The organism is Flavobacterium sp. IMCC34852 (genome assembly GCF_030643905.1).
Taxonomy (GTDB): Bacteria; Bacteroidota; Bacteroidia; order Flavobacteriales; family Flavobacteriaceae; genus Flavobacterium; species Flavobacterium rivulicola.
Genome location: NZ_CP121446.1, coordinates 852,796 through 865,890, shown reverse-complemented (window position 1 = coordinate 865,890; position 13,095 = coordinate 852,796). Strand labels below are relative to the sequence as shown.

The window sequence follows — 13,095 nt, the reverse complement described above, 5'->3', positions numbered from 1 at the left end:
ACGGATGGCAGAAATTGCCCGTACCATTCGCTCCTAAAAAATTTTAAGCTGCAAATTTACATTTAATATAATAAAGTTAAAAGTTTGTACGTTATAAAGGGGAAAAACAATTTTCTTTATTATTTTTACCCCATAAAATACAGTCTATGTCATCATCATTTGAAAAGTTTCAGAAGCGCAGAGTGATTACCTCCTATTTTTCGGTAGTGTTGAGTATCTTTTTGGTGTTGTTTTTATTGGGCACTTTGGGTCTTTTTGTGATTAATTCCAAGCGATTGTCAGACAATTTCAAGGAAGAAATTGCGATGACGGTTTTCTTTAAAAATGAAGCCAACGACTCAGTGATGAAAGCTTTTACCGAAGAAATGAAGACGGCCAAGTTTGCCAAATCTTTTGAATATGTTTCTAAAGAACAGGCGGCTGCACAGCACAAGGAAGTGATTGGCGAAGATTTTATGCAATTTTTAGGCGTGAATCCGTTGCAGAATTCGTTTGACATTCACTTGAAAGCCGATTTTGTAACCAATCCTGAAATAGCTAAAATTGAGAACCGTTTGCGCAAAAACGAAATGGTGGCGGATATTGTTTACGACAAACAATTGGTGACTTTGGTCAACGATAATGTAAAAAATATCAGCATGTGGATTTTGATTGTTACCGGTGTATTTGCGTTTGTTTCGGTGTTGCTGATTAACAGTTCGCTACGACTATCCATTTACGCCAACCGATTTATCATTAAAACGATGCAAATGGTGGGTGCCACCAAATCATTTATTAGAAAACCATTCATCAAAACCAGTGTAATTCTTGGCTTTATTGGAGCTGTTTTGGCTATTTTAGCTTTGATTGGTTTGCTGGTTTACATACAGTTCAACTTCCCTAATTTAGGCATTATGGAAGACCAATTGGCTATTAGCGTAGTGTTATTGGGTGTTTTAGTGATGGGTATTGTGATTACTTGGATCAGTACTTATTTTGCGACGCAGCGATTTTTGAATTTGAGAACGGACGATTTGTACTAGTGTTCAGTGCTCAGAAGGCAGTGTTCAGTTAAAAAAATAAAAATATTCAGCTAAATGAAAAACAACGAGCAAAAACCTGATTTTCTTTTTGATAAGGTTAATTATAAAATATTATTAATTGGTATCGCCGTGATTGCTCTTGGTTTTATACTGATGAGTGGCGGCGGAAGCGACGACCCGAAGGTATGGAACGATGCGGTTTTTAATTTCCAAAGAATTCGTCTGGCACCGACTGTTGTTTTGATAGGTTTCGGGATTACGATTTATTCCATTTTTAAAAAATCTAAATAGATTTTCAGACTACTTAGACTGCTTAGATTGTTAGACAATTTAGAAGTAGCTATCTAAGAAGTCTAACAATCTAATAATCTAACAATCTAACCATGGATTACATTCAAGCCATTCTAATTGCCATCGTAGAAGGTTTAACCGAATACTTACCGGTTTCTTCGACGGCTCACATGATTTTTACCAGTTCGTTTTTTGGAATACAGGAAGATGATTTTGTGAAATTGTTTCAGGTTTCAATTCAGTTTGGGGCGATTTTGGCCGTAGTGGTTTTGTATTGGAAGAAGTTTTTTGATTTCCGAAAGCTTAACTTTTATGTCAAATTGGCTTGTGCTGTCATTCCGGCTTTGGTTTTAGGAAAAATATTTGACGATAAGATTGATGCCGTGCTAGGAAATCCTATTCCTATAGCGATTGTATTGATTATTGGCGGTATCGTTTTACTGTTTATTGACGGTCGCTTCAATCATCCTACCATTGCTCACGAAGAAGATATTACCATCAAAAAAGCAGTCACTATCGGCTTCTGGCAATGTTTGGCTATGATGCCGGGTACGAGTCGTTCTGCGGCTTCTATAATTGGCGGTATGCAACAAGGCTTGACTCGAGAAACGGCGGCGGAGTTCTCTTTCTTTTTAGCAGTTCCGACGATGTTGGCGGTTACTACTTATTCGTTGTTTTTGAAGACTTATGAAGTTTCTCAGCTCAAAGGGTATGAGTTGCTGACGCAGTCTTCTGATAACTTGAAAATGTTTTTAGTGGGTAATATTGTGGCTTTTGTTGTGTCTGTAATTGCGATTAAATTCTTTATCGGCATTATCAAAAAATACGGTTTCAAGCCTTGGGGTTATTACCGAATTGTAGCCGGCGTGATTTTGCTGGTGTATTTCTCTTTAAACAAATAGATTTTGAAAACGGCTGAAGATTTTTTAGAAGGTCAAATACTATTGATAGACAAACCACTGACATGGTCTTCGTTTCAAGCGGTGAATAAATTGAAGTATATTCTAAAAAGAAAATACAATCTTCCGAAGAAATTTAAAATTGGTCACGCAGGAACATTAGACCCTTTGGCAACCGGCTTACTGATTGTTTGCACCGGAAAGTTTACCAAAAAAATCACCGAAATTCAAGGGCAAGCCAAAGAATACACCGGAACGATTACTGTTGGTGCCACAACGCCATCTTATGATATGGAAACCGAAGTGAATGCTACTTTTCCAACGGAACATATAACGGCTGAATTAATTCAGCAAACTATTCCACAATTCCTTGGCGAAATCGACCAAAAGCCACCGGTTTTTTCGGCTATCAAAAAAGATGGTATTCGTTTGTATGAACATGCGCGTGCCGGAGAAGAGGTTGAAATTCAAGCCCGAAAAACAACCATTCATGAATTTGAAATCACTAAATTTGTGTTACCCGAAATAGAGTTCCGGGTGGTTTGCAGCAAAGGCACTTATATTCGTTCCTTGGCTTATGACTTTGGAAAGGCACTGAATTCAGGCGCTTATTTATCCGTTTTACGTCGAACTAAAATTGGTGATTATGAGATTGTTAACGCAATTACCCCGCAAACTTTCGAACAAAGTCTTCACCAAACCGAAAGCTAAACTTTTACTAATCCTACTGCTTATCAGCTCAATCGGTTTTTCTCAAGAAAATCGCGACACGCTTACTGTTGCCAAAAAGAAACGATACACTTATACCAAATTTGAATTTGCTGTTCCCATCAGAGTCAATCAATACGCCGGAGAAATTGACGAATACGGCGAAGATGAACCTTGGTTTCTACCTGATGGCGTTATCGGAAGGTTTGGAATGGGCATCCAAATCAATAAATTCATTTGGGTTGGCGGCAATATTGGCGTTGATTGGAAAGCCAAGGAATGTTTGGTGGTTGCGCCATTATTCGGCACGATTAAGATAAACTCCAAAGTGAGTAAAGATTTCAGAATGTATGTTGAGCCCGGTTTTGGACGAGCCATGGCTATTGGTCGCAATGATTTGTCCGGCTACTTCAAAAAAATAAGCCTTGGATTTGAAGATGCCAATGGTGGTCTCGGTATATATCTGGAAGTTTGCCAATATGGTTTTAGTAAAAATTCGGAGAAAAGAATTGGTAGTTTTTGCATCGGCTTGGCCTACACTATGAATTGATTACTCCAACGCAGCCATAATTTCCATGATTTCTTGTTGTGTTGACAACCCTTTATCGTGTAAATACCACAATTGTAAATTGGTTTTAGCGGTTTCATCAATCACACCATGTTCGGCCTTGTAATCTAGAATTAATTGTTTTGCTCCTTGTGGTCTTGGTCCGAAATCGCCTAAAACTTCCAAAGTATTTTTGTCTAAAATAATCAGCTTAGGAATGCTTCTTGCACCATTGGTGAGAAACAAATTCATCAAATCGTCATGGTCATCACGAAGGGCAATTTTCAAATCAATCTTGGATGAAAGCTCTGCCATTTTGTGAAAGATGGGAACCAACTGCGCAGCATCGCCACACCAGCCTTCAGAAATCACTAACCAAATGTATTCCCGTTTTAATTGCTTTAATTGTTCGGTAAAGTCTTCAGTGATTTTAATGGTTTTCTCCAAACGATTCATGCGGGTTTCGTTCAATTCGGAATAATGTGTCAATGCTTCGGATTGTTCGTTTCCGGTTGATTTACCTTCTTTTAAAAGCGAAGTAACTTTGTTTCTGTATTCGGTATAAGAAAGACTATCGGCTAAACTATTTTGGATAATGGATTTCATGTAAATTTGATTTTGGTGCTGCAAAACTACAAAACCACCAACGATAAAAAAGTGATAAATGTTACTTAACATTATTTTTAACGAATACGATACAAAAAGAGAATATGTTTATATTTGCAACCATTAAACAACATAACTAATGACTCGAGCTCGAAGAGCGACAGCATGACTCCAAACTAAACAAATATAAACTGGAATGAAATACAAAAGAATTCTTCTAAAACTAAGTGGTGAAGCGCTGATGGGCGATAAACAATATGGAATCGACCCAAAACGTCTTGGCGAATATGCTGATGAAATTAAAGAGATTCACGACAAAGGAGTTGAAATCGCAATCGTAATTGGTGGTGGAAACATTTTTAGAGGAGTTGCCGGAGCCAGCAATGGTATGGACAGAGTGCAAGGCGATTATATGGGCATGTTGGCCACTGTAATTAACGGAATGGCTTTGCAAGGTGCTTTGGAAGACAAAGGCATGTTGACTCGTTTGCAAACCGCTTTAAAAATTGAAGCGATTGCCGAGCCATACATCAAAAGAAGAGCGGTTCGTCATTTAGAAAAAGGCAGAATTGTAATCTTCGGTGCCGGAACCGGAAATCCGTATTTCACTACTGATACTGCAGCCGTTTTACGTGGTGTGGAAGTACATGCCGATGTGATTTTAAAAGGCACTCGAGTAGATGGTGTATACGATGCCGATCCGGAGAAAAACCCAAATGCTGTAAAATTTGATTCTATTTCTTTTGAAGACGTATTGAAAAAAGGATTGAATGTAATGGATACCACTGCTTTCACTTTAAGTCAGGAAAATGAATTGCCGATAGTAGTATTCGACATGAACAAAAAAGGGAATCTCTTAAAAATTTGCGAAGGCGAAAATATAGGAACTGTAGTTAAAATATAGACTACTTAGACTGACTTAGATTATTAGACTACTTAGAAAAAGTCTAAAAATCTAATCGTCTAACAATCTAACAATCTAATTAGAAAATGGAAGAAATTGAATTTATTTTAGACAGCACAAAAGAATCAATGAACGGTTCAATTGCGCATTTAGAAAAAGAATTTTTAAACATTCGTGCCGGAAAGGCTTCACCTCAAATGTTGGGTGGTGTTTTTGTGGATTATTACGGTTCACAAACCCCTTTATCTCAAGTTGCCAATATCAATGTACCCGATGCGAGAACCATTACCATAACGCCTTGGGAAAAAAGTATGTTGCATCCGATTGAAAAAGCCATTATGATTGCCAATCTTGGGTTTAACCCCATGAACAATGGTGACAACATCATTATCAACGTGCCGGCTTTGACCGAAGAAAGAAGACGCGATTTGGTAAAACAAGCCAAAGCGGAAGCTGAAGACGCTAAAATTGGCATTAGAAATGCTCGTAAAGACGCCAATACCGATATCAAAAAATTAGAAAAAGAAGGCACTTCGGAAGACATTTGTAAAACGGCCGAAGACGATGTTCAAAAATTAACCGACGCTTATATCAAAAAAGTCGAAGAACATTTGGCCATCAAAGAAGCCGAAATTATGAAAGTGTAACTTTTGTTAATTCCATACTAAAATCCGTCTCGTACGGATTTTTTTATTCCTATTTTTGTAGCTCATTTGAGCCAATCTCTTTCTAATGAAGCTACTACTGTTTTTATTGCTTTTCTTCTCCTTGTCGCTTCAGGCCCAATTTCAAATCAATGGTGTCATCAAAGATGCCGAAACCAAAAAAGCCCTGCCGTTTGCCACAATAACAACCGAGACCGGAGTGGCTACCATTACTGATGTAGACGGAAAATTCCACTTAATTTTAGCAACACAACCCGAGGCTTTGACCGTTTCCTATGTTGGCTATACCACGCAAACCCTTTCGCTTTTTGAGCAAAAAAACTTTTTTACCATTTGGCTTTCGCCCAAAACTGATCTGCTGAAAGAAGTGGTTATCTCTAATGAAAATCCGGCCAATGCTATAATCACAAAAGTCATCCGACAAAAAGAGGCCAATAATCCGCTCAAAAAACTCAAAACCTTTCAATATAAAACCTATAACAAGCTTTTGGTAACTGCCAATCCCGATTCTATTTCGGGGAAAATTGACACCCTTTTTGTAGATGCAGTAACCAAAGACAAGATTGCCAAAATCGATTCCTCTGATTACAAATTCAAAAAGCTTATTGCCAAGCAACATTTATTTCTAACCGAAAAAGTGTCCCAGTTTCAATACGAAAAACCCATTCTTAAAGAAACCATTTTGGGCACCAAAATGGCGGGATTTAAAGAACCTATCTATGAATTACTGGGTTTTAGTTTGCAATCTTCCTCTGTATACGACGACAAATATGAACTGTTTGAAACCAAGTACAAAAGCCCGATTTCGGACAATGCACTCAAAGAATATCGGTACAAAATTTTAGACACCGCAACTATCGACAAACGCGAGGTTATTGTCATTTATTTCAAAAATAAAATCAGCCGCAAAGGCTTGGAAGGATTGCTTTATGTGGATAAAGAAAACTTTGCCATCGCCAAAGCCATAATGCGTATTCGCGGTGTTCTCAATATCACAGGCATTCATGAATTCAATTATTTAGCTGAAGAACAACTTTGGTTTCCCAATAAGAAAAACTTTAAAATCATCAAAGGGAAAAGCAAAGAACCGACCGCTGTTTTGGGTGGCCGAATAGAATTTGCCGCAGAAAATGATGAAAGCACTGCTAAGAAAGATGCTTCTGACTTCACCTATCTTTCTTCGGAAATGCAAGTCTATGATTTGAAAGTCAACACCGATTTAAAAATCAAAAAATCAGCCATCGCCATTGACGTTAAACCCAACGCCAACAACAAAGACGACTCTTTTTGGAATGAAAACCGAAAAGACAGTTTGGACCTCCGCAGCGAAAGAACTTACGTGGTTTTAGACAGTGTGGTGACCAAAGAAAACATTGAAAAGAAAATCAAATTCGGGCGTAAAATCATCAACGGGTATTTGCCTTTCGGTCCGTTTGATTTTGATTTACGCTATTTGCTGAGTTATAACAATTACGAAGGTTTCCGTTTTGGACTTGGTGGTGTAACCAACGAGCGTTTCTCAAAAAAATTCCGTTTGGAAGGTTATACTGCTTATGGTTTGAAGGACGAAAAAAGCAAATACCATTTGGGCGGAGCCATTAGAATAGGGAATTTTTCCAACTCCTGGATTGGCGGTTCGTTTACCGATGATGTTCGGGAGATTGCGAGTACCAATTTTGCCATTGACAAACGCGTTTTCAAGCTTTATGATCCGCGACCGATTAACATTAGTACCTTTTACAATCACCAAACTTGGCGGGCTTTTATGGAAACCAAAATCATCCCGAAAACCGAAAGCATTTGGCAAATTACCCACAGCGACGTAACGCCTTTGTTTGATTACACCTTTGTTTACGAAGACAAATTATACCGAAAGTTTGCCATGACTTCCGCTATGGTTTCGATTCATTGGAATCCGTTTAGCGATTATATGCAAACGCCGAACGGAAAAATCGAATTTGAAAAACGTTATCCTAAATTTACGTTGCAATTTACCAAATCACTATCTAACCTTTTTAACAACGACTTTGAATTCGGCAAAATTGACGCCCGAATCGAGTATGAAAAAAAATACCTCAACGGACAAAAATCGGCAGTATTGGTCCAAGCCGGCTATGTTTTTGGCGACTTGCCTTTGACCCATTTGTACAATACTTCGCCGAATAATTTAACCAAAGACAATCTCTTGCAAAGAATCACCATTGCCGGTAAAAACAGTTTTGAGACGATGTATTTCAATGAATTTTTCTCGAGCGAATTTGTGATGCTGCAATTCAAGCACGGTTTCAAACGCGTGGAATTATTCAAAAAAGTAAAGCCTTCTTTAGTATTGGTTACCCGAATGGCTTGGGGAAATCTAAAAAATACTGACGATCATATCGGAATAGAATTCAAAACCCTTGACCAAGGTTTCTTCGAGTCGGGTATCGAATTGAACCAAATTTACAAAGGTTTCGGCTTAACCGGATTTTACCGTTACGGTCCAAACCAACTGTCCCGATTGGAAGACAATATAGCAATTAAGTTGAGTTTTGTTTTGGATTTAGGATTTTAATCTAAGGCTTCACAATCAACACCGAAGGAATATCTTGCAACCAAGAAACCTCATCGTCTACTAATTTCTTCCATGTTTCCAAACTGAAAATCACCAAATCCTGTTCGGCTAAAAACGGCTTGTTGATTTGTTTAGGTTGGAAAACATCAAATTTATCACCATGTTTTTGTTCCAAAGCTTCCAAAGAATTCTGGATTAGGAAATTATTTTTGGTATGGTCATTATTGTCCAAAATAGTGACTTGAGCATTATTGTTTTGCATTAATCGTTGGGCATAATCAATCAGGAAAACATCGCCAACGCTATAAATTCCGAGGAATACTTTGCTGACTTGCTGTAAATCTTTATCGATTAAAATCCCCAGCGGTGTTTTAGTTTTAGAGATGATTAAACGCGTTCTGTCATCAAAAGGGGAATTTTCAAACAAACCTTCTTTCCCTTTGAACTTGTCTAACAATCGGTCGGGATTGATGATGCGAGAAGTAAATCCGAGTACTTTACCCAAAATTGTACCTTCAAAAATAGATTTTCCTAAACCTACCAAAACCAAATCGTATTTTCCTTCCAAAGCTACATCAGCTATATCGGTTTCAATATCTCCGGTGGCTTTGAAAATGGTCGTGATTTCTTGGTTGAGTTTTTTCGATTCTTTGACTATCGGTTCAAAGGTTTCTTTTTCGTATTCTTCGATATTAAAAGCATGCATGTCATCACTCATCGTTAAGTGCATGGCGGTGATATTTGACGCTTCCGGTTGGCCTTTGACCAAACTATTGGCGAGGCGCAAGAGTGATTTCCCTTTTTCGTTGTTACCAAAAGAAATCAGGATTTTGAACTTTGAATTCTTCTTTACTTCAGACGGAATGATAATATCTTTGGTTTTGAAAACAAAGTTGATAATATCCAAAGCCGGACCGGTCATAAACGTTGTCACCAAAGCCATAATCACCATCATAGTAAAAACTTGCGGCGAAAGTACGCCCAATTCGTAACCAATATTCAATACCACCAATTCCATTAACCCTCGGGTATTCATCAATGCGCCTATGGTTAAACTGTCGCGCCAATTTTGTCCGACAAATCGAGCCGCCAAAGCACTGCCGAAAAATTTTCCGACTACGGCAACAGCAATGATACAGCCGGTAACCTTCCATAAATAAGGTTCATTAATCAACCCTATTTCAGTACGCAAACCGGTGAAGACAAAGAACAACGGCAATAATAAAATCACGGAAACGTCTTCTACTTTTTCGATAAAAACATTTCGAAACTTACTGATGTCCGGCATAATCGCGCCCATCATAAAAGCACCAAATAAGGCGTGAATCCCAATGATTTCGGTAATATAGGCCGAAACAATCAACATCAAAAGAAAAATAGCGACTACCGATTTTTTGATATTGTCTTTTTTGCCATATAAATCACCTATTCGTTTTAGAAATGGCTTTACCACGAAAAGCATCGCCAAAACATACAAAAACGCTAATCCTATAATGTACAACGAGCTGACAAAACTACCGGCTTTTACAATGGCAATAACCGCAGCCAAGATACACCAAGCCGTGATATCATCGGCTGCCGCACAAGTAATGACAATGGTTCCCAATCGGGTTTTGTGAATGCCGCGTTCCTGAACAATACGTGCCAAAACCGGGAAAGCCGTAATACTCATGGCAATTCCCATAAACAATCCGAAAGACAAAAACTCAACACCGGCTGGGGCAAATTGGTGGTAAATAAAATAAGACAATCCAATTCCCAAGGCAAACGGAATAACGATACTTGCATGGCTAATTACAACCGCATCATTGGCTTTGTTTTTAAGGACTTTTAAATCGAGTTCCATTCCAATGACAAACATGAAAAGTATTAAACCGACTTGACTCAACATTTGAAGATTTCCTAAGGAAGCAACCGGGAATAAAGCTTCTTTCATTTCCGGAAAATACAATCCGAACAACGATGGGCCGAGGACAATTCCGGCTATGATTTCACCAATTACGGATGGTTGGCCGATCTTTCTGAAAATCCAGCCAAAAATTCGGGCGACTAAAACAATGGTGATAATTTGGAAAAGCAACAACGCTAACGGATGCTGAAGATTGTGGAATAACGAACTTAAGAACTGAATCCACTGGCTGTCTGCTGAAGAAGGGGAAACAATTTTTCGGCCGACTTCCAGCAATTTTCCTTGCTCAATAATCCAATACATCAAGTAGCCAAAACCACCGGTTACAAATAAATAAAATAAAGTGTTTTTTAAATTCCTCATTCCGTTGTACTGTACATGTGCCTACAAAGATGCTAAAAAGCCGCCTATTTTTTTTGATTTTTTTCAGCTAATAACAATAATTTAAAATGCATCTGCAAATCGACGTTAAATTAAATAAATCTTTGCTGAAATCAACCTGAAAATTTTAAGGTTTTGATTACCTTTGCAACCCATTTTAGGTTTTATGAAAAAGTTGTTAGGCATTGGTTTTTGGGAATTTATCGCCCGAATTATTTTGAGAAGCAGAATTGTCATTTTGGGCTGCATCATTTTAATTACCGTCCTATTGGCTTTTCAATGGAAAAACATCCGATTTACCCAAACCGAAGCCAACTTAATCCCGGCCGATGACAAAGTAAATGTTGACTACAATAAATTCCTGAATCATTTTGGCGAAGAAGGCAATCTGATTGTCATTGCTACCAAAGACAAAAAGCTGTTTACCCCAAAAGTCTACCAAGCTTGGAGCGAACTGATGACCGAAATCAAATCGCACAAACAAGTTACTTTGGTAGTTTCGGTAGACAATTTGCAAAAACTTATCAAAAATGATTCGCTGGAAACTTTCGAACTAAAGCCTTTGGTGGATGAAAGTAAAGTTCAAAATGAACAATATCTCAAAGAAATTCAAACCGAATTATTCACCAAATTGCCTTTTTACGAAGGATTGTTATACAACAAAAAAACCGGCGCTATTCGTTCTGCCATTTATTTAGATAAAAAAATTGTTAATACCAAAGCCCGAAAAGATTACGTTTTAAACGATTTGATTCCGGCCATAGAAAAGTTTAAAAAAGCAACCAATATAGACCTTCACACTTCGGGCATGCCTTATATCCGAACGTTGAATGCCAAGACGATTATTGACGAAATCGGTTTGTTTATTGGCGCCGCTTTGTTGATTACGTCACTTATTTTTTTCTATTTTTTCCGTTCGTTCCGCGCGACAATGATTTCACTGATTGTGGTGATTATCGGTGTTATGTGGTCTTTCGGGATTATGGGTGCTTTGGGTTATGAAATCACGGTTTTAACGGCATTGGTGCCAACCTTAGTCATCGTAATCGGGATTCCGAATTGTATTTTCTTCATCAACAAATACCATCAGGAATACCACAAACATGCTAACAAAGCCAAAGCTTTACAACGCGTAATCACCAAAACCGGAACAGCGACTTTGATGACTAATATCACAACAGCCGTTGGTTTTGCGACTTTTATTGCCACGAATAATGTTTTGCTGAGAGAATTTGGCGTAGTGACTACGATTAATATTTTGGCGATTTACACTTTGAGTTTGTTGCTGATTCCAATATTTTTCAGTTATATTCCGCCACCCATTTCTAGACATTTAGGGCATTTGGAAAGAGAATCGCTGACTTCGTTCTTACAATGGATAATCCGCACGGTAAAATACAATCGTTTGGGCGTTTACATCACTTCCATTTGTTTGTTGGTCTTCGGAATTATTGGCATTGGTAAAATTAAAGTTTCGGGCAGCATCATTGAAGACATGCCTAAAAATACCGCTTTCTATGATGATATTCGTTTCTTTGAAAAAGAGTTTGACGGTGTGATGCCTTTGGAAATCATGATTGATACCAAAAAGAAAAACGGCGCTATGAAACTCACCAACCTGAGAAGAATGGAAGATTTGGAGCAAACCATTATTGATATTCCGGAGCTTTCTAAACCTTTATCAATTGTCAATATTGCCAAAAGTTTTAACCAAGCTTACTATAACGGCAATCCCGATTTTTATACTCTGCCTTCGCCCAATGAGGAAATGTTTTTATTACCGTATATCAAAAACTCGATTAAGAAATCAAAAGACAATCAACTCAAAAGTTATATTTCATCGGATGGAAGCGTAGCCAGAATTACCACTTTTATCAAAGACGAAAACGGGGAAAGAATGGAAGCCATCGAAGCCCACATTAGGAATAAAGTCAATAAGATTTTCCCCGAACCCAGATACGAAGTCATCATCACCGGAAAGCCATCGGTGTTCCAAAAAGGGACGAAATATTTATTAGACAACTTGCTTTCGTCATTGCTATTCGCTTTCTTCCTAACCGGCGGATTGGTTGCCATAATGTTCCGTTCATTCAAAATGGTGTTGGTTTCGATTATCCCAAATTTGTTACCATTGTTAATGACCGCAGGATTGATGGGCTTTTTAGGTATTCCTTTAAAACCATCGACTTTATTGGTCTTCGGAATTGCTTTCGGAATGTCGGTTGATGATACCTTGCGATTTTTAGCGCAATACCGATTGGAATTATCGCGAAACGACTGGAAAATAAAGAAATCCGTATTTGCCACTTTTGACGATGCCGGCATCAGCATGTTCTACACTTCGATAGTGTTGTTCTTCGGATTTTCGGTTTTCATGTTGTCTAGTTTTGGCGGAACCGTAGCATTGGGCGGATTGGTTGCCTTAACACTATCGTTCGGAATGTTGTCGAATTTGGTTTTGCTACCTTCGTTGGTATTAACGCTAAATAAAACTTTGGCCAACCAACAAGAGTTACCGGAACCAACCATCGACATCTTAGAACATACCGATGAAGAAATCGACGAGTTAGAAAAAAACAATAAATAATTTATATTTGCGTTTAGATTCA

At 38.1% G+C, this 13,095-nt stretch carries 11 protein-coding genes; 9 read left to right on the top strand and 2 right to left on the bottom strand.

The window, feature by feature from the left end:
* The first annotated feature begins 146 nt into the window (after positions 1-146).
* The 5 genes from P7V56_RS03865 to P7V56_RS03845 all read left to right on the top strand — a co-directional run bounded on the left by P7V56_RS03865 (position 147) and on the right by P7V56_RS03845 (position 3,470).
* A complete protein-coding gene (locus P7V56_RS03865; RefSeq protein ID WP_171220997.1) occupies positions 147-1,022 on the top strand; it encodes a cell division protein FtsX in 876 nt (291 codons plus the stop codon).
* 54 nt (positions 1,023-1,076) lie between these two features.
* A complete protein-coding gene (locus P7V56_RS03860) occupies positions 1,077-1,313 on the top strand; it encodes a DUF3098 domain-containing protein (protein ID WP_171220998.1) in 237 nt (78 codons plus the stop codon).
* A gap of 92 nt (positions 1,314-1,405) precedes the next feature.
* Positions 1,406-2,215 (top strand): undecaprenyl-diphosphate phosphatase, encoded by an 810-nt coding sequence (locus P7V56_RS03855; protein WP_171220999.1) that lies wholly within the window; start codon positions 1,406-1,408, stop codon positions 2,213-2,215.
* A 3-nt stretch (positions 2,216-2,218) separates the two neighbouring features.
* Positions 2,219-2,923, top strand: a complete 705-nt coding sequence (gene truB / locus P7V56_RS03850; RefSeq protein WP_205959300.1) for a tRNA pseudouridine(55) synthase TruB — start codon at positions 2,219-2,221, stop codon at positions 2,921-2,923.
* Positions 2,859-3,470 (top strand): hypothetical protein, encoded by a 612-nt coding sequence (locus tag P7V56_RS03845; protein WP_171221000.1) that lies wholly within the window; start codon positions 2,859-2,861, stop codon positions 3,468-3,470. Before truB ends, P7V56_RS03845 begins: the two co-directional genes overlap by 65 nt.
* On the opposite strand, the gene P7V56_RS03840 is transcribed toward P7V56_RS03845, so the two are convergent.
* The gene (locus P7V56_RS03840; RefSeq protein ID WP_171221001.1) at positions 3,471-4,073 is read right to left on the bottom strand and encodes a thioredoxin family protein; all 603 of its coding nucleotides are present in this window, start codon (positions 4,071-4,073) and stop codon (positions 3,471-3,473) included.
* Positions 4,074-4,269: 196 nt separating this feature from the next.
* Here P7V56_RS03840 and pyrH point away from each other — a divergent pair, with 196 nt between their 5' ends.
* From pyrH to P7V56_RS03825, 3 genes are all read left to right on the top strand, one after another.
* Complete coding sequence (gene pyrH, locus P7V56_RS03835; RefSeq protein WP_171221002.1) at positions 4,270-4,977, top strand: UMP kinase; 708 nt, start codon at positions 4,270-4,272, stop codon at positions 4,975-4,977.
* Positions 4,978-5,063: 86 nt separating this feature from the next.
* Complete coding sequence (gene frr / locus P7V56_RS03830) at positions 5,064-5,624, top strand: ribosome recycling factor (RefSeq protein WP_171221003.1); 561 nt, start codon at positions 5,064-5,066, stop codon at positions 5,622-5,624.
* A gap of 85 nt (positions 5,625-5,709) precedes the next feature.
* Positions 5,710-8,196, top strand: a complete 2,487-nt coding sequence (locus P7V56_RS03825) for a DUF5686 and carboxypeptidase-like regulatory domain-containing protein (protein ID WP_171221004.1) — start codon at positions 5,710-5,712, stop codon at positions 8,194-8,196.
* A 1-nt stretch (position 8,197) separates the two neighbouring features.
* Here P7V56_RS03825 and P7V56_RS03820 read toward each other — a convergent pair whose 3' ends face one another.
* Entirely contained in the window at positions 8,198-10,468 is a 2,271-nt protein-coding gene (locus P7V56_RS03820; protein ID WP_171221005.1) for a cation:proton antiporter domain-containing protein, read from the bottom strand.
* Between the two features lie 184 nt (positions 10,469-10,652).
* Between P7V56_RS03820 and P7V56_RS03815 the strand changes: the two genes are divergently transcribed.
* Positions 10,653-13,073, top strand: a complete 2,421-nt coding sequence (locus P7V56_RS03815) for an efflux RND transporter permease subunit (protein ID WP_171221006.1) — start codon at positions 10,653-10,655, stop codon at positions 13,071-13,073.
* Positions 13,074-13,095: the final 22 nt, after the last annotated feature.